Source organism: Nautilia abyssi (assembly GCF_055388085.1).
In genome coordinates, this window is the sequence record NZ_AP042376.1 from 1522501 (window position 1) to 1540929 (window position 18429).

17 protein-coding genes, 1 rRNA gene and 1 riboswitch are annotated in these 18429 nt (G+C 32.4%); of the genes, 10 read left to right on the top strand and 8 right to left on the bottom strand.

Going from position 1 to position 18429, the window contains the following annotated elements:
- Nucleotides 1-16 precede the first annotated feature (16 nt).
- Nucleotides 17-132: ribosomal RNA gene (gene rrf / locus ACZ5EP_RS08000) — 5S ribosomal RNA — on the top strand.
- Between the two features lie 535 nt (nt 133-667).
- On the opposite strand, the gene ACZ5EP_RS08005 is transcribed toward rrf, so the two are convergent.
- The 5 genes from ACZ5EP_RS08005 to ACZ5EP_RS08025 all read right to left on the bottom strand — a co-directional run bounded on the left by ACZ5EP_RS08005 (nt 668) and on the right by ACZ5EP_RS08025 (nt 6432).
- Nucleotides 668-1432 (bottom strand): ABC transporter ATP-binding protein, encoded by a 765-nt coding sequence (locus ACZ5EP_RS08005; protein WP_464508687.1) that lies wholly within the window; start codon nt 1430-1432, stop codon nt 668-670.
- Nucleotides 1432-2412 (bottom strand): FecCD family ABC transporter permease, encoded by a 981-nt coding sequence (locus tag ACZ5EP_RS08010; RefSeq protein WP_464508688.1) that lies wholly within the window; start codon nt 2410-2412, stop codon nt 1432-1434. The genes ACZ5EP_RS08005 and ACZ5EP_RS08010 overlap by 1 nt, the downstream gene beginning before the upstream one ends.
- Nucleotides 2409-3434: an ABC transporter substrate-binding protein gene (locus ACZ5EP_RS08015; protein ID WP_464508689.1), complete on the bottom strand. Its 1026-nt coding sequence runs from the start codon at nt 3432-3434 to the stop codon at nt 2409-2411. Before ACZ5EP_RS08015 ends, ACZ5EP_RS08010 begins: the two co-directional genes overlap by 4 nt.
- Nucleotides 3382-5181: a radical SAM protein gene (locus ACZ5EP_RS08020; RefSeq protein WP_464508690.1), complete on the bottom strand. Its 1800-nt coding sequence runs from the start codon at nt 5179-5181 to the stop codon at nt 3382-3384. The genes ACZ5EP_RS08015 and ACZ5EP_RS08020 overlap by 53 nt, the downstream gene beginning before the upstream one ends.
- A 96-nt stretch (nt 5182-5277) precedes the next feature.
- Nucleotides 5278-5398, bottom strand: a riboswitch (molybdenum cofactor riboswitch).
- 80 nt (nt 5399-5478) lie between these two features.
- On the bottom strand, nt 5479-6432 hold the full coding sequence (locus ACZ5EP_RS08025; protein ID WP_464508691.1) for an agmatine deiminase family protein: 954 nt from the start codon (nt 6430-6432) through the stop codon (nt 5479-5481).
- A 98-nt stretch (nt 6433-6530) separates the two neighbouring features.
- On the opposite strand from ACZ5EP_RS08025, the gene ACZ5EP_RS08030 reads away from it, so the two are divergent.
- The 5 genes from ACZ5EP_RS08030 to pgaD all read left to right on the top strand — a co-directional run bounded on the left by ACZ5EP_RS08030 (nt 6531) and on the right by pgaD (nt 12998).
- The gene (locus ACZ5EP_RS08030; protein ID WP_464508692.1) at nt 6531-7004 is read left to right on the top strand and encodes a rhodanese-like domain-containing protein; all 474 of its coding nucleotides are present in this window, start codon (nt 6531-6533) and stop codon (nt 7002-7004) included.
- A 139-nt stretch (nt 7005-7143) separates the two neighbouring features.
- Entirely contained in the window at nt 7144-9345 is a 2202-nt protein-coding gene (gene pgaA / locus ACZ5EP_RS08035; RefSeq protein WP_464508693.1) for a poly-beta-1,6 N-acetyl-D-glucosamine export porin PgaA, read from the top strand.
- On the top strand, nt 9346-11265 hold the full coding sequence (gene pgaB, locus ACZ5EP_RS08040) for a poly-beta-1,6-N-acetyl-D-glucosamine N-deacetylase PgaB (protein ID WP_464508694.1): 1920 nt from the start codon (nt 9346-9348) through the stop codon (nt 11263-11265).
- 1 nt (nt 11266) lies between these two features.
- Entirely contained in the window at nt 11267-12532 is a 1266-nt protein-coding gene (gene pgaC / locus ACZ5EP_RS08045; protein WP_464508695.1) for a poly-beta-1,6-N-acetyl-D-glucosamine synthase, read from the top strand.
- Nucleotide 12533: 1 nt separating this feature from the next.
- The gene (gene pgaD, locus ACZ5EP_RS08050) at nt 12534-12998 is read left to right on the top strand and encodes a poly-beta-1,6-N-acetyl-D-glucosamine biosynthesis protein PgaD (protein WP_464508696.1); all 465 of its coding nucleotides are present in this window, start codon (nt 12534-12536) and stop codon (nt 12996-12998) included.
- Here pgaD and leuC read toward each other — a convergent pair.
- Entirely contained in the window at nt 12995-14272 is a 1278-nt protein-coding gene (gene leuC / locus ACZ5EP_RS08055) for a 3-isopropylmalate dehydratase large subunit (RefSeq protein ID WP_464508697.1), read from the bottom strand. The genes pgaD and leuC overlap by 4 nt on opposite strands.
- Nucleotides 14273-14376: 104 nt before the next feature.
- Here leuC and ACZ5EP_RS08060 point away from each other — a divergent pair, with 104 nt between their 5' ends.
- From ACZ5EP_RS08060 to amrA, 4 genes are read left to right on the top strand one after another with little or no spacing between them, the layout of a single operon-like run.
- Nucleotides 14377-14586 carry a DUF2905 domain-containing protein gene (locus tag ACZ5EP_RS08060; protein WP_464508698.1) on the top strand — a complete coding sequence of 70 codons (210 nt, stop codon included), beginning with the start codon at nt 14377-14379 and terminating at the stop codon, nt 14584-14586.
- Nucleotides 14583-15053, top strand: a complete 471-nt coding sequence (thpR, locus tag ACZ5EP_RS08065) for an RNA 2',3'-cyclic phosphodiesterase (protein ID WP_464508699.1) — start codon at nt 14583-14585, stop codon at nt 15051-15053. The genes ACZ5EP_RS08060 and thpR overlap by 4 nt, the downstream gene beginning before the upstream one ends.
- Entirely contained in the window at nt 15028-15309 is a 282-nt protein-coding gene (locus ACZ5EP_RS08070; protein ID WP_464508700.1) for an EscU/YscU/HrcU family type III secretion system export apparatus switch protein, read from the top strand. The genes thpR and ACZ5EP_RS08070 overlap by 26 nt, the downstream gene beginning before the upstream one ends.
- Nucleotides 15310-15366: 57 nt before the next feature.
- A complete protein-coding gene (gene amrA / locus ACZ5EP_RS08075) occupies nt 15367-15939 on the top strand; it encodes an AmmeMemoRadiSam system protein A (protein WP_464508701.1) in 573 nt (190 codons plus the stop codon).
- Here the strand turns inward: amrA and ACZ5EP_RS08080 are convergent.
- Both ACZ5EP_RS08080 and ACZ5EP_RS08085 read right to left on the bottom strand, forming a co-directional pair.
- Nucleotides 15909-16766, bottom strand: a complete 858-nt coding sequence (locus ACZ5EP_RS08080; RefSeq protein ID WP_464508702.1) for a nucleoside recognition protein — start codon at nt 16764-16766, stop codon at nt 15909-15911. The two genes, amrA and ACZ5EP_RS08080, sit on opposite strands and share 31 nt — an antisense overlap.
- Before the next feature lie 72 nt (nt 16767-16838).
- Nucleotides 16839-18422 carry a GGDEF domain-containing protein gene (locus tag ACZ5EP_RS08085; protein WP_464508703.1) on the bottom strand — a complete coding sequence of 528 codons (1584 nt, stop codon included), beginning with the start codon at nt 18420-18422 and terminating at the stop codon, nt 16839-16841.
- Nucleotides 18423-18429 lie beyond the last annotated feature (7 nt).

Consider the following 18429-nt stretch of genomic DNA (forward strand, 5'->3'; position numbering starts at 1 on the left):
AGTATATAGTATCAATCCTAGTGGGAAAAGCGTAGGGGAAACACCCAGTTCCATTCCGAACCTGGCAGTTAAGCCCTACAGCGCTGATGATACTGCACCTTTCAGGTGTGGGAAAGTAGGTCCCCGCTAGGATTTATAGTATATACTGTAAGTCCAAAAGCTGCCTATTCATCAACTCTTTTTAATAACCTATATATGGGTCTGGCACCTTACTGATACCATCAAAAATACTTCATCTTTAATCGTTAATGCTTGATAATGAATATTTGAGAGAAAAAGAGTAAAAATAATTGTTAAATAATGTTAAATGTTGATTTTAAATTTTAAATACATAACTGAAAAATATAATATATATACTTAAAACTATTAGATGTCCTATGCTGATCTCTTACTTTTTAAAATCTTAAAACATTTTGTCTCTAATAACTAATACACAAATATTCCAATAACTAGTAATCATTTATGTTATAACATTTACAGTTTTACATTTTTAATATGCTTTTAATATTTCTGGCTGATTTTTCTGACTACATATACATTTAAATATTAACTTTTCAAACTTTTTAACTCAAAAATTAATAATTTTACTAACTTTATATCTATAATATACAAATAACTATTACTAATGACCATTAACCATTAACCATCTCACTTTTCTTATATTTTTCTATATCGTAAAGAATGCTTCGTTTTCCAATTTTATTTTTCTTATTTTATGCTTATATAGATCATTTAAAATATCTTCGTTTAATATTTCTTTTGTATTGCCTTGTTTTATTAGATTGCCTTGATTAATAAGAAGAGATTTTGTGCTGTATTTGTATGCTAGATTGGGATTGTGAAATGTGATTATACATGTTATATTTTTTGCTTGTGAAATTTCATATATTTTTTCAAGTATCATATACTGATTTTTGAAATCCAAATGATTAGTAGGTTCGTCTAACAGTAAAATCTTTGCATTTTGTGCTATCGCCCTGGCAATCAGAACCATTTTTTTCTGACCTCCGCTTAAAAGCGAATAATCTTTATTTGCCAAATGCTCTATTTTCAGAAATTTTAGTGCGTTATGTGCTATTTCTTTGTCTTTTTTTGATGGTTTATTAAGAAATCTTATGTGCGGATTTCTACCCATTATAACCATATCCGTTACTGAAAAAGGAAAATAAAAATTTGATTCCTGTGGAAGAAATGCGATTTTTTTTGCTATCTCGGTTCTTTTTAATTTTTTTATGTTTTTGCCTTCTATATATATTTTGCCGTTATATTCTTCGAGCAGATTGTTTATACAGCGCAGAAGGGTTGATTTGCCGCTTCCGTTAGGGCCTAACAAGGCTGTAATGTCACCTTGTTTTATATTAAAAGATATATCGTTTAGGATTTTTTCTTTTCCGTATGAAAAGTTTAGGTTTTTAACCTCTATTATATTCATCATGATACCGTCCTGTAAATTTTTCTGTATATATACGCAAATATAGGCGCTCCGATTAAAGATGTCAGTATTCCTATGGGAAGTTCGCCGGAAGTAAGACTTCTTGCAAAATCATCCGATATCATAAGGAATATACTTCCGAAAAGCATACTTGCGGGGATTACTTTTGTATTATCAGCGCCTGTAATAAATCTGCTGATATGAGGCGATATAAGGCCTATCCATCCTATTATACCGACAATACTAACACTTGCCGATGTTACCAATGTGGATAATGAAATAATAATAATTTTCATAATCAATGTATTGCTTCCGAGTGATTTTGCCTCTTCTTCTGTTAAAGATGCGATATTTAACTGCCATCGAAACATATATAAAAACAATATGCAAAAGAGTATAACCAGCATTGTGCTTAAATTGTTCCATCCTACGTTGGCAAAACTTCCAAGCATCCAGAAAACTATTTGAGGCAGCTGGTTTTGAGTGTCTGCGAGATACTTTATTATTCCTATTAAAGAAGTAAAAAAAGCTCCTATTACTATACCTGAAATAATCAGTCCGAGGATTGGTATTTCTTTTCCTTTTTTTGCAAGTAAAAGAGTCAGTATTACGGACAGTATTCCAAATAAAAAGGCGAAAATCTGAATATAATATAAGTTAAGATTCAAAAGTATGGCAAGCGCAGCTCCGAAAGCGGCTCCCGAAGCCACTCCCAGAATATCGGGAGAAACAAGAGGATTTTTAAACAAAGCCTGGTATGACGCTCCTGCGGCGGAAAGGCCGGCACCTACAAGAATATCCATAATTATTCTCGGTAGTCTTATTTGCAAAATAACAGTCTGGTATATATGGTTGCTGTCTGCTCCTATTAAGGTAAGAAAGACTTTTTCGGGAGGTATATAGTATACCCCGGAGCATAGCGATATTATAAACACCAGTAAAAAAGCCGTCAGCCCTAAAAGAAGTGTTTTTTGTTTCACAGACTGCTTCCTTTGAGCGTAATTTCTTTTAAATCAAGTCCCCAGAATTTTTTATAATATAACTGCGCCTGTTTTATAAGATTCAGGTTTTTAAACGAATGGGGATGAAGAATTTTGGCCAGCCATAAAATACCCAAAGAGGACTCCTGAGGCGCAAACCAGTTTGAATATTTGGTTTTGCCGTCATAAGGAATTGTATATATTCGGTGGTTTTTAACAGCGTTTACATATTTGAGTTTAGAATTGTTATATAAAGTTTTTGCGGATACGCCGGGAGCTAAAATAATATAATCCGGATTCCATTTTAATATATCCTCATCGGATATCTGTCCGAAAAATCCGGGAACGTTTTTTGATACGTCAATTCCTCCGGCTGTGGTAATGATATCGTTTATATAAGTATCAAATTTTCCTCCGGAAGTCAGTCTGTTGCCTTTCGGACCTTCGTAGCTTAAATATAAAACTTTCGGTTTATCAGAGTTTTTAACTCTGTTTTTTACAAAATTTACGGTATGTAGATAATAATTTATAAACTTTTGGGCGTTTTTAGTATGTCCGGTTGCAATTCCTATGACTTTTACACTTTCGATGAACTGTTTAAGATTTCCAAAACCGAATGTTGTTTTTAACACAGGTATATTAAATTTTTTTAACTCTTTATTTGTGATTTTCGCAAACATTACGTTTACGGCAAAATCAGGATTTAATTTTATTATCTCTTCTATATTAATCATTTTAGGATATCCCACGTCTGCTACTCTTTTTTTAAAATCCGGGTCAATTTTAAGAATTAAATTTCCGGAATAATACGGAGTTTTGTGTGTGCCGAACCCCGGATAGCCTGCAATTAATTTCTGGGCTTTTAGCATATAAAAAAACGGAAGCGCCTGAGGAAAAATAACTACGCATTTTTTTACCGGTTTTTTAATTTTTACGGTATGGTCGAAGTTTTTAACAATTATATATTTATCAGACGCTAAAAGCAGAGTTAACGACATTATCAGTATGTTTATAATTTTCATTGCTTTCTCCTTTTAAAAACTTATTGTAAAACGAGTGGTTTTGAGGCTGTGAGTTTGAATCATATACTATTTCATAGAAAGTCTGTTTTTCTTTTTCTATATCAAAATCGTAAATTTCAGGATATGCGCTGTTGGCCATATACATTGTGCCGAGTATCCAGTTAAGAGAGGAAAAGTCCCAGCCGATAGGGATTTTGCATATTTTTTTATCTGTCAGATTTGTAATTTTCTTATTTTTTACATAGTTTAAAAAGTCACTTTCGGGAATGGAAATGAATCCTGAAATAAAAACAATATCGGGGTTTAAACCGTTTAATTCTTCCCTGCTGATTGAAAATCCCGGTTTTCCTTTTTTAGTGAAATTTAAATTTCCGTTTTCACATCCTATAAATTCCGCGCACAGACATTCTATTCTTTTGGAATTAAGCGCAAAAAGAGGATATCCCATACAGTAATAAAAAGTTTTTTTGTTTTTTATCAATTTTCTTTTTTCTTCTATTGTTTTCAGTCTGTCGGTTATATATTGTTTTATTTGCATTGCTTTTGAGTGTTTTTTTGAAAGATTTGAGAGTTCGTCTAAAATATCCAGATATTCATACAAAGAAGCGCCGCCTTTGTTATCTATCTTTTCGTGAAATCTGAGCATAAAACTTTTGTCTTTTAGTACTTTTGAAAGTATGTCGTTGATTTCGGCGGGATTATAAATTCCGAGAGCATTTAAGATACCTATAATCAGTTCGATTGCCCTTGTGATTCTGTATCCTCCGAAAAATCCGCTTTCAATATATTCTTTTTCATTTATGTGTCCGGTAATTGATGAGAGGGGAGTTTTTTTGATGGTGAAATCTTTTATGTGAGAACCCATAGGCCCGTAAAAATCTCTTTTTATTTCTAAATCTTCCGTAGCGGTATTTAAATATTCTGTTCCCGGAGAATTAAACAGATACACATGATTTAAATATTTTTTGATTTCTTCCACTAAAAGTTCTGCTTCTTTAATAGTGGGTTCAAGTTCTATATCCGCTTCGCCGAACGGAATAAATCTCATAATCTGGATAGGAATTTCAGGAGATATTTCAGAAAGAAATTTCGCGGTGTTTATCACCTCTTCATTTTCACCTTTTACGAAAGGAATGGAAACTTCGATATGAACGCCGTGTTTGTGAAGCAGTTTGATGTTTCTGAATACGGGTGAGGATGAAGGGACTTTGCATATCTGTTTATAGATTTTATCGCTAAATCCTTTAACGCCCACATTTACGAAATCAATGTATGGAATTAATTCCGAAAGTCTTTTTTCCGTAAAGTACAGATTGCTTGAAAAACCGATTAATAATCCATTTTCTTTTGCTTTTTTTGCAAGTTCTTTAAAACTGAAAAAAGACACAATCGGGTCGTTTATCCCAAAAGATATGCCTTTACAGTTTTCTTTTTTTGCTCTTTGTATGATTTCTTCTGCGCAGAACTGTTTTAGGGTTTTGTTTACACTTTCTAAATTTGAAATCAGCACTTCGGAAATGCAGCCTTTACATTTAAAGTTACAGCCGATTGTGCTGATTTGTAAAAACTTGTGATTTGGATAGAAATGAAGCATCGGCTGGGTTTCTATGGAAATAGGAAACGTAAAAAGATAATGATTTTTGAAACGTTCCAGCAGCTTTCCTTCAACATTTATATATTTTTTGCATGCACCGGTTTTGTTTTCTTTGATTTTACATTTTAGCTCGCAAATATCACATTCAATCATGATTAAATCCTTTTTTTGAAATAAATAATTAATAACAACGGTAATAAATGAAATATATACAGGCGGAATGATTATTTACGAGCTGTTAAGAAGTAATTTATGAAGCATGAGACCTCCTTTCCAATTCGGGAGGCATAAGCGTTTCCACTTATACCCTATCGGCCTGCTGCCCATAGCGGTTGCCGTAGGTCAGACAGGCTCGGAGAAATTTATTTTAAGTTTTTATCAAGAAACGATTATAATACAAGGAGATCTTTTTGTCAAGTTTATGTACGGTTTTTAATATTTGTAAAAAAATTAGATTGAATGAAAATATTCTTTTGTAATACAGTGGATTGAGCCGTGCTGTTTTATAAGTGTGTTTGCGTTTATAGGGAGGATTTCCCTCTGTGGAAATATTTCGCAAAATATATCGTAAACATATTTGTCGTTTTTGTCTTCATATACTGGCAGTAAAACCGCATTGTTTATTATTAAAAAGTTGGCGTAAGTTGCAGGCAGTCGGTGATTGTCCCATATTTTAGGCTCGGGAAGCGGTAGAGGAATTAGGTTAAAGCCGGTTTTTTTAAGCTCTTTTTCCATTTTTGTAAGTTCTACATAATGAATATCGTTTTTATCTTCACATTTGCAGTAAAGAATAGTGTTTTCATTCGCAAATCTTGCCAGGGTGTCTATATGCGAATCGGTATCATCTCCTTCCAAAAAACCGTGGTTTAGCCAGATAATTTCATTTACAAAAAGTTCTTTTTTTAAAAAGGTTTCTATTTCTTCTTTTGATAACGGATAATTTCTGTTCGGTTCTAAAAGACACTGTGACGTAGTTAGTAATGTTTTACCGTTTGTGTCTATGCTTCCGCCTTCAAGTACAAAATTGTAGCTTTTGTGAATATTGAAAATTTGCCGGGATATCTGATTGTCAAAATTTGCCGGAAATTTTAATCCCCATCCGTTGAATTTGAAATCCAGAAGTTTAACTTCATTATCGGTTTTTACACTTATAGCCCCAAAGTCTCTTGCCCAGGTATCGTTGTTTTTTACTTTTTTAAAAATAAAATTTTTATGTTTTAAATATGAAACAGTATTTTCGTCTTCATAACAGATAAGAACTTTTTCATACTGCGCGATTGCATAGGCTATTTCGGTAAATGTGTTTATCGCCTCTTCCAAACAACACGCCCAGTCGGTGTTTTTATGCGGGAATACCAGCTGGATAAATTCCTGTTTTTCCCATTCCGGAATCAAATAGTCCATTAGATACCTTTATAGTTTTTATAATTTTATCTAATATTGACCGTTGTCAATGCAGTAAGCTTATTATTTGGTTATTATTTTCAAAAAAAGGAAAAAGAATGAAAAAATTATTATTGGCAGGATTATTAAGTGTAGGTGTATTATTTGCATATAATCCTTTAAACGGAGTAAAAGCTCAAAAAGCTGAAGCTGTTAAAGTTGTAGGAAATCATTTTATTACGGTAAAAACACTTAAAAAGTGGATGAAAAACAATAAAAATTTTGAAATAGTGGATGTAAGAGAACCTGCCGAGTGGAATGCGGGACAGATTGATTATATTGAAACTATAAACTTGCCAAGAGGAGTATTATACGCAGGCGTTAAAAAAGGAAAATTAAAGCCTAATAAAACATACGTATTTGTGTGCAGAACAGGACACAGGGCTTTATTGGCGGCAGCAACACTGTATAAATGGTATGATTTCAAAAACGTATATGTTTTAAAAGGCGGAATCAAAGCATGGATTAAAAGCGGAGGATTAGTAACTAACGCAATGCATTTGGGGCCTGTAAAAATTCAACTTCAAAAATAACTTTCCTTCTTTTCTTCTTATTTGTCATAATTATCGGATTATGAGCTTTTTTGTCATGGTAAAAAAAATATAAATGTGTTAGAATGTATTAAATATATATTAAATAGACCTTAATATATAATTAAAAAGGTTCTAACTTATGAAAAAAATAGTTTTATTACTAAGTTTATGCTTTATCTTTATAAAAGCAGAAGCGGTAATTATAGATAATCAAAATTTTTCAGATAAAAATTTTGAATATATTGCCAAAATATGGAGAAACAGCGGACAATATAAAAAGGCTGTTTATTTTTATCAGCTGTGTTTAATTCAAAACAGTAAAAACATAAACTGTAAATACGGACTGATTTTATCATTGGTAGATAATAAAACACCTAAAACCGCCGCATATTATTTAAACGGGATTAAAAGCAATTATTATTACTATTTTTTAAAAGGATATATTTTAGAAAATGAAAGCAGATATTATGATTCTTTTGTTAATTATCAAAAAGCGCTTGAATTAAATCCAAAATGTAATGATGCTTTAAGGGGTCTTGTAAGAATGCTGGACAGGTTGGGGCTGCCTTATTTGGCGTACAGATATATGGAAAAAAATCCAAAAATATTTAATAAAAATTATATCTATAGGTTGAAAAAAGATAAGATTGCTTTCAAAATAAGATGGGGTGAAATGAATCTGCCTGATAATAAAAACAGGTTTAAAGAAACTGATGAAGCTCTGAAAAAACTCGACAGTTTAATTTCAAATTCAAAAACTAAAATGAAAAATGAAAATTTTAATATTTTAAAAGCCAGGTTTGACAAAATTGTTGCACTCAGGGACAGATATTATATGAAAGAAGTGATTAAAGAATATAAAAAACTAAAAAAAGAAAATATAAATATTCCCTATTATACGTTAAGTGCTGTAGCGGATGCTTATTTATACAATAAAAAACCTGAACAAGCTTTAAAATGTTATACGGAGGCATTAAAAAAACATCCTAAAGATTTTGAAAGTAAATTAGGGGTTTTTTACTGTTATGTGGAAATGTTTAAATTAAATAAAGCAATTAAATGGATTGATAAAGTTAATGCGAATCAGCCTGTATGGATTAAAGGAAAATTTGAAAATCCTAATAAAGTTGACAGTGCCACTGCGGCGGCTCTTGCAAGATATTTTGCGGATTATATGAATGAAGCCCAGAAAAGATTTGAAAAAATGTGCAGTATTGCGCCTGCTAATGTAGACCTTAGAGCAACATTGGCGAGTGTTTATAAAGACAGGGGATGGGGAAGGAAAGCTATAAAAAAGTGTGATTTTGCAATTACTTATAATCCAAAAAACAAAAGCGCAAATTTAATAAAAGCCCTTGCGCTGCTGGATATTCAAAAATTTAGAAAAAGTGAAAAAATAATTAACGGCTTATATAAAAAATATCCGGAAGATCTGCAGGTTCAAAGAGCAAAAAAACTTTTTGATATATATAAAAACAGATATGAATTGACAGTTGAAGCTGTTTTCGGGGCGAGCAACGGTATAAATTATGGTAAGAATTATTATCATGTTGAAACAAAATTATATTCTAAACCTATAAATTACAACTACAGAGTTTACCTTTTGGGATATTATTCAAAAGGAACAGTGGAAGAGGGTAAAGAAATATATAAAAGACTCGGACTGGCCTTAGAATACAAAAAAAGCAATTTAACTTCTAATATCGGTATCGTGAAAAATAAAAACGTAAACAAAAACAGCTGGTTTATAGACGGTAAATATTTTTTTACTGATAAATGGATACTATTCGGCAAATATGAAAGTTATGCTCAAAACACACCTTTAAGAGCTTTAAAAAATAATATTTATGCCAATAGATTTGATGTTGTGTTAACTTATAGAAGCAGTGAAAGCAGACAGACGGATATTGAATTTGAAAAAATGGATTTTAACGATTCCAATATAAGAAGAAGTATAAGTTTGTCTCACTATGAACGACTGGTTACCGGTCCTTATTATAAACTGAATACGACTTTTTCATACGCTATATCTTCAAATACAAAACAGGACGCTGTATATTTTAATCCGGAAAGAGACAGATATATAGGCGTTGATTTTGAAAATATTTGGCATCTTTACAGAAGATACTCAAACGCTTTTTCACATGTTTTAGGAATCAGTATAGGGAATTATTGGATTGAAAATTATTCCTCTCATTCGGTATGGGCGATCAGATACGAACATAGATGGGATATAGGAGATAGCTTTAATTTAATATACGGAATTACCAGAAGTAAAAATTATTACGGGGATATAGAGTATGACACATCTTTTTATTTTTCCCTTGATAGGAGATTTTAAATGTTTAAAAAGATATTGATTATTTTGATTTATATTGTCAGTCTTTATGCGGGAGATAAATTTATGGTTCTTTGTTATCATAATGTAGAAGATAATCCCAGAGATCCTGATATTATGACTATTTCCACGGCTAAATTTTTACAGCAGTTAAACTGGCTTAGCGCTCACGGGTATCGCCCTGTAAGTATTGATGATTTGATAGCCGCAAAAAAAGGAATTAAAAAACTTCCTAAAAAAGCAATTTTATTAACGTTTGACGATGCTTATCAAAGTTTCTACACCAGAGTGTATCCAATTTTGAAAGCGTATAACTATCCTGCAGTTTTGGGTGTTGTAGGTAAATGGCTTGAAGCTAAAAAAGGTGAAAAGTTTTTATACGGAAACAAATTAAAAAAAAGAAGTCTTCTTTTGAGTTGGAAAGAGATAAAAGAAATGAGCGATTCCGGACTTGTGGAAATAGCTTCCCATACTTATAATCTGCATTACGGAGTGTTAGCAAATCCACAAGGGAATAAAGAGCCGGCGGTAACTAGCAGGATATATTATCCTAAAACTAAAACATATGAAAGTGATGCGCATTATAAAGAAAGAATAAAAAAGGATTTGGAAAAAAACAGCGAACTGATATACGAAAAAATAGGAAAAAGACCAAGAGTAATCGTATGGCCGTTTGGAGAATATAATGAAATAGCCTTAAATATAGCTAAAAAATTGGGAATGAATATAGCTTTTACGCTAAATGACGGTTCTAATACGTTAAATGATTTAGACAGATTAAGAAGAATGCTGATTTTTTCTACAGATAAATTAAACGATATTGTGTGGAGAATATATAAGCCTGATGCAAAGAAAATCCAGAGGGTTGTGCATGTGGATTTGGATTATATATACGATCCCGATCCGGTTCAGCAGGAAAAAAATTTAGGCAGGCTTTTAGACAGGATTAAAGCTTATAAAATTACTACGGTATATCTTCAGGCTTTTGCCGATCCTGACGGAGACGGTGTGGCCAATGCCCTTTATTTTCCAAACAGATATATGCCTGTAAGAGCGGATCTTTTTAACAGGGTTGCCTGGCAGTTAAGAACAAGATGCGGTGTTAATGTTTATGCCTGGCTGCCTGTAAGCGGTTTTGATTTGGGGAATAAAGGTGTTTATGTAAAAAGTTATGATCCCGTAACGAAAAAAAGTTTTATAAATAAAAAATATTATAAGAGACTTTCAATATTTGACATCGATTCAAGGAAGATAATTAAGGGAATATATGAAGATTTGGCAAAATACACCTCGTTTAACGGTATTTTGTTTCATGATGACGGATTTTTTACGGATTATGAAGATGCAAGCAGTGCCGCTTTGAAAGTTTATATGAAAAACGGTTTTCCTGATTCAATAGCAAAAATAAGACAGAATAAACTGTTGTTTAAAAAATGGACGGATTTTAAAACCGATTCACTGATAGCATTTACCATGGAGTTGAAAAAAGAAGTGCAGATATACAGACCAGAGGTGAAAACTGCAAGAAATATTTATGCAAGGCTGATAATGCATCCTGAAAGCGAAGCCTGGTTTGCACAAAATTTTCAAAAATTTTTAAACAGTTATGATTATACGGCAGTAATGGCGATGCCATATATGGAAAACGCCAAAAATGCAGATCAGTGGCTTTTGAAATTAATCAAAAACGTAAAAAAATATAAAGACGGAGTGAAAAAATCCGTCTTTGAACTACAAAGCAGGAACTGGAAAGAAAACAGAATGATAAAATCAAAAACTTTAGCCAGTCAAATGGAACTGTTGCAGATAAACGGTATATTAAACTACGGTTATTATCCGGATGATTTTTTACAAAACCAGCCGAAATTCAGAACGATTTATTCGGTAATGTCGCTGCAGCATTATCCGTTTGAGAGGAAATAATATGTTTACATCAGATTTTTTTATAAAAATAATAGAACAGCTTATAAACTATTCTTATTATTATCCTCTTTTTATGGCTTACATATGGATGATAGGGGCTGTGTATTATTATTTTCACTGGGAAAGAGGTACAGATCCTGACAGTCCTCCAAAACTGGACAAATATCCGTTGGTAAGTATTTTAGTGCCTTGTTACAATGAAGAAAATCATATACAAGAAACTATTGATTATCTTTTAAAAACCAATTATCCGAATTTTGAAATTATAGCCGTGAATGACGGCAGCAGTGACAACACCGGAAAAATATTAAAAGATATACAAAGTAAACATAAAAATATAAGAGTTATCGAATTTGCAAAAAACCAAGGTAAAGCCATAGGATTAAATTCTGCGGCAATGATTTCAAACGGAGAATATCTGATATGTATCGACGGTGATGCTATATTAGACCCGAATGCCATTACATGGATGATGTCACATTTTTTAAACGGGCCCAGAGTGGGAGCCGTTACAGGTAATCCGAGGATTAGAAACAGATCTTCTCTTCTTGGAAAGATACAGATAGGAGAATTTTCGGCAATTGTAGGTATGATAAAAAGAGCACAGAGAATTTACGGAAGAGTATTTACCGTGTCTGGAGTGATAGCTGCATTCAGGAAATCGGCAATCCATAAAATAGGCTACTGGCATACGGATATGGTAACTGACGATATTGATATCAGCTGGAGATTAGAACTTAATCACTGGAATATAAGATATGAACCGAATGCAATCTGCTGGATGCTGGTTCCGGAAACAATGAAGGGGCTTTGGAAACAAAGACTGAGATGGGCCCAGGGAGGAGCTGAGGTATTGAAAAAATATTTTAAAAATATATTTGATTACAAAAGCAGAAGAATGTGGGGAATTTATGCGGAATATTTTTTAAGTTTAGTATGGGCATATTCTGCAATTTTTACATTAATTATATGGATATTAGGTCATTTTATAGACATGCCCGAAGGCATGAAAGTGCCTACTTTAGTTCCGTCAATTTACGGTACTTTTTTAGGAATTACTTTTTTATTGCAGTTTGCTATAAGTCTTTTTATCGATTCAAAATATGAAAAGGGTGTAGGCAGGTATTATTATTGGATAATCTGGTATCCTTTTGCCTTTTGGATAATAAATGTATTTACGACAACAGTCGGATTTATAAAAGCTATGTTTAAAGAAAAAGGCAAAAGGGCAGTGTGGGACAGTCCGGACAGAGGTATAGGAGATTAAAATGTTGAATACAGATAAAATTATTATAGAAAATCCTGAATTTTTAAATAAAACTACTAAAGCAAGGGATAAAATAATTACTTTTTTATTCTGGGCTTTTTTAATTTATATATTCAGGCCGCTATTTGCTTTGATATTATGGCTTTTGTTTGAGATTCATGTATTTAGCGAAGATGTTTTTAACATGGATGTATATGAGGAAATTGTAAAATTTTTAATAAAAAACAGTTTTACTATTTTTGCGTTTGGAGTTATTTTTATATCTTGGGCACTGTATAATAAGATAACTTATGGTAATTTACACAGAAGAAAACCGATTCCTGAAGTTACAGATGAAGAGATAGCTGAATATTTTAAAATAAATATTGCTGATTTAAAAAAATGGAAAAACTCAAGATATATTAAATTTGATATTGAAGAAACGGATAGAGGAATTAGTATAAAAGAATATAAAAAGAGAAATTAAATTTCTCTAGGATCGGCTATTTTACCTGTAATCGCACTTGCAGCCGCAACTGCGGAGTTACTTAGGTATACTTCGCTGCTTCTGCTTCCCATTCTTCCTCTGAAGTTTCTGTTTGTAGTGGCTACGGCTCTTTCTCCGTCACCGAGAATACCCATATATCCGCCAAGGCAGGCACCGCATGTAGGGTTTGCCACAACTGCACCGGCGTCGATTAAGATATCAAGGATTCCTTCGTGTTCAGCCTGTTTGTAAATTCTCTGAGTTGCAGGAGTAACGATTAGTCTTACTCTTCTGTGAACTCTTTTGCCTTTAAGTATTTCAGCGGCGATTCTAAGATCGCTGAGTGTACCGTTTGTACAGCTTCCGATATATACCTGGTCTATTTCGATATCGTCTTTTACAGCCTGGCTGATTGGTTTGCCGTTGCTTGGAAGGAAAGGATACGCTACAAGAGGTTCGAGTTTGTTTACGTCTATTTCAATTACCTGAGAATAGTTTGCGCCAGGATCTGAATAATGGATTTTAGGCTCGCTTCTTAAAGGATTGTATTTTTTAACTTCTTCTAAAAACGCTTCAGTGATTTTGTCGTATGCGACAATTCCGTTTTTAGCTCCCGCTTCAATAGCCATGTTACAAAGGCTCATTCTGTCATCCATCGGAAGGTTTTCAATAACTTCTCCCGTGAATTCAAGAGCTTTGTATAATGCTCCGTCAACGCCGATTCTTCTGATAAGTTCTAAAATCAGATCTTTTCCGTATACGTGCTGCTGTCTTTCGCCTTTAAATACAACTTTGATGCTTTCGGGAATTTTAAACCAGCTTTTACCTGTAATCATGCAAAATGCGATATCGGTAGAACCCATACCCGTAGAAAATGCTCCTAAAGCCCCGTGTGTACATGTATGAGAATCCGCACCGATAATAACGTCTCCCGGAATTACAAGACCTTTTTCAGGTAGTAATCTATGCTCGATTCCCATATCTTTTTCGTCAAAAAAGTTTTTAAGATCGTGTTTATATGCAAAATCCCTGTTGATTTTAGCCTGATTTGCGCTTGCAATATCTTTTGGCGGGATAAAGTGGTCTAAAACGATTGCAAAATTATCAGGTTTTGCAAGTTTTTCGGCACCGCTTTCATTAAAAGCTCTGATTGAAATAGGTGTTGTAATATCGTTTCCGATAGTCATATCCACATCGCACATAATAATTTCACCGGGTTTAACCTCGCGGCCTATGTGCTCTGCAAAAATCTTTTCGGTTATTGTCATAGGCATAATGGTCCTTTTTTAATGAAATTATAGCTAATTTGATATAATTAAAAAAAGGTTGAAGGATACAGGGTAAAGGAAGAAGGCAATAAGTTTAAAAAAGGAAAAAAATGGCGAAAATTTTTATATTTATAGGTCTGATTTTTATTTTAATAGGCGTTATTTTGTATCTGTTTAAAGGTTTTCCTCTTTTTAGACTTCCGGGTGATATCGTAATAGACAAAGGAAATTTTAAATTTTATTTTCCTATAACGTCTTCAATCATTATAAGTATTGTTTTAAGTGTACTGTTCAGTATTGTTTCAAAGTTTTTAAAATGAGACTTTTTATAGCTACACCTGTGCAGTTCCCGATATACGGGGCTGTTAAAAATTCCCTTTCAAAATATGTTGAGGGTAAGTGGGTTGAAGGGTGGAATTTACATTTGACCCATAAATTTATAGGTGATGATGAGCCTGAGAAATATAAAACAAAATTAAAAATTAAAAATGAAAAGTTAAAAGTTAAAGGAATAGGAACTTTTGGCGATCGGGTGCTGTATTTAAAAGCCGATATTGACGATGATATAAACAGACAGATTAATGAAAAGTTTGGCTTAACGAACGACAAGCCTTTTAAATCTCACATAACGCTTTGCAGAATAAAAAACATTAAAGACAAAAAGTTTTGGGACGAACTGCAACAATGGGAAAACATTGAGTTTGAAGTACCTCTTGAAGTGTATCTTTATAAATCTACACTTACGAAAAAAGGCCCAGTATATGAAAAAATCTACAAATACCAATAAAGCCGTAGCGTTAAAATATAAGGCTTATGAACAAAATGCTCCGAAAGTAATTGCAAAAGGCAAAGGAGAGCTTGCGAGGAAAATTATTGAGAAGGCAAAAATATACGACGTGCCTCTTTTTCAAAACGAAACGCTTGCTGATATGCTTTTGAATGTTGAGGTGGGAGAGGAGATACCTCCTAAAATGTATCAAGCAGTGGTAGATGTATTTATATGGCTTTATAAACTTGAGGAAAAAGCGCAACTGAGCAAATAGTTTAGTTAAATTGACTAAAGAAATATGATATAATATATAAAATATAAGGAGGGGAAAATGGAAGATTTAAGAGTATTATTGAAACTTGCGAGAATGTCAATTTTAGAAGAATTTGAGGGAAAAAAGCTTATAGACAAAGAAGAATGGATAAAAAAATATCCTTTTTTAGCAGAAAAGAGAGCGTGTTTTGTTACGCTTAAAATGAAAGACAAACCAAGAGGGAGTAATCTTAGAGGATGTATCGGCTCAATCCTACCGTACAGACCATTAATTGATGATGTTGTGGTAAATGCTAAAGCTGCGGCTTTTGAAGATCCGAGATTTTCTCCTCTGACTCCTGAAGAGTTTGAAAAGGTTAAAATAGAAGTAAGCGTACTTACAATTCCTGAAAAACTTGAATATGAGGATAAAGAAGATCTGATGAGAAAAATACGCCCCGGAGTTGACGGGGTAATCTTACAGCTCGCGAATCATCAGGCAACATTCCTTCCGAGTGTATGGGAAGAACTGCCGGCGTTTGAGCTGTTTTTTGCACATCTTTGTATGAAAGCGGGATTACCGGGGGACTGTTTGATGTATCATCCGACAATTTATACGTATCAGGCTGTTGAAGTGGAGGAGGAAGAATAAAGTTTAACAATAAGATAGGAAAAAATCATTGCAAGTAATAGTCTTATTCCGACTAAGACCCAGAAATTTGCTCCAAAAAGTACAAAAAGCAGAGGGTCTTCGATTAAAGAGTGGGCAATCATAAGAAATGTCCCTACGAATAAAAGCTCTTTTTTTGTTAATTTGTCTTTTTCGGCAATAAGTATACCTGCACCGTATGTTATTCCTAGAATTATTCCTGTAATAACGGAAAAGGACGCGCTGAGATTTTTATTTTTAAAAATTTTTGTTTTAATAAAATGCATTATAAAAATGATTATCGTAATTAAAATAATAATTTTTAAAGCTAAAATAGAAGCATTATATAATGATGTGCCTATCATGTCCCAAAATGAGCTGTAATGAGGCAGGCTTATCTCTTTTTGCAGGGTTTTACCTTCAATGTGTATCGGAAGAACTCTTAAGATTAGAACAGCCAATATACCCATGCTTATTCTAAGAACAGTTGAATACCAGTGAGGCATGCTTAATTTTTTCATAATGGTATTTTCTACGGGAAGGGCATGTGCAATTCCTAAAAACAGTCCTAAAATTGTCCATTCATACGGTGTGAGTCCAAGAGGGGCAGCGAAAGCGATTGCCGCATATAGATTAAATAAAACTCCGGCGGCAATGGATAACGACACTTCCGGGTTTAATCCCATAATAGATGTTATCGGCTCAAATATAAAAGAAATTTTTTGCAAGATGCCGAAATAGATAAGTATATCTGCGAGTAAATAAAAAGGTATAACAAGTTTAATAATTAAAACGGTAGTTTTTAAAGCCGAATTTATCAGTTGTTTCATATAAGCTCTTTTTGTAGAAATTATATAAAAAACATTCTTTTTTTGAAAATCAGATACAATAAGAACTGATTATTAAAACTCGACTCTGTTTTTACCGTTTCTCTTTGCTTTGTATAGATTGATATCTGCTCTTTTAATCGCATCGTATATTGATTCGTCATCCGGATGTATTTCGCTTATTCCCAGGCTGATTGTAAACTCAAGATGTTTTTCGCCTATATCAATAAAGGTTTTTTCTATTTCCTGTCTTATTTTTTCTGCAATTTTATATGTATTGTGTATATTTGAATTAGGTAAAATTAAAATAAACTCTTCTCCTCCGTATCGTATAAAAACATCTTCTTTTCTTATAAGTTTTTTGATTTTTTGTGCAAGTGTTATTAAAACCAAATCTCCTATATCATGACCGTAAGTGTCGTTTATTTTTTTGAAGTTGTCTATATCCAGCATTATAATACCGACTTGAGATTTTGAAAGTTTATATTTTAAAAACAGTTCATTTCCTTTTTCTTCTAAAAATCTTCTGTTGAATATATCAGTCAAGCCGTCTTTATATGCTTTGTTTGAATATTTTTCAACTTTTTGAGTCAAAAGAGAAATATAAGTTTTTATATCGTTTGCCATATCTATTAGATTGTTTTTATATTTATCTAATTCGTCTTTTGGGACTGTTTTTTTTGGAATTTGATTAAAATTTTGATTTTTAATTAGAGATAAAATATAGTTCATTTCGTTTAATTTGTCAAAAAGCCATTTGAATAAAATAAATATTACTATAAATATAAATAAATAACTGAATATTTCTAAAGCGAGTTTATTTAAAGTTCTTATTTTTAATACGTTTATACTTGTAGAAATATCGTCTTTTATAATTAAATATGCCATTGTATGATTAAAAAAATCATTTATTTTGATTTTAGTGAATACGTAGCCGTTTTTTATTTCATAACCTGGGATAAGTTTTATACTGTAAATATTTCCCATGATTTTCCAGTTTTTATAAGAAGGCAGATTTTTAAAAAAAATATATTTTTTTGTTGTAAGGGAATTTTTTAAAATGTTATTATTTAAATATATGCTAATATCTTTTACGCCTAGCTGTCTGAACAGTTTTGCAAAAGTATTAATATGAATGCCAAACGATAAGCTTCCTAGCAGTCTGTCTTTATAAATTATAGGATAAGTGGCTCTAAATCCTGGATAGAGTCTGCATACGTAAAAATGCGTAGAAGGGGTAAACGAAGTATTGATCCAAACAATATCTCCTCTGGCTTTGCTTACGTCAATATTATAAGCTTTTAAATTTGCGAAATTAACGAAGCTTATAGCTGGTCTTTTAAAAAAATGAATCTCTTCTAATAATCCTGAAGCATGAAGGTTTTTATATAAAGGCATTACGAAATTTATCAGTTTTGTTCTGTTGTTTTCAAGATAAGCTTCAATAACCGGTTTAGAAGTACTCAAAAATTTTGCAAAGGAATTAAGAAAATTTTTTTTATCATTTAATATTACTTTATATTCTTTTGTTCTGGTTTTAAAAACTTCTTTTGCTTTTTCTTCAATTAAAATTTTTGTACTTTGATTAGTATAATAAACGGAAATGCCGATTACGATGCAGCACATAACAAAAATTGAAATATATATTTTAAATCTCAATAGTTAC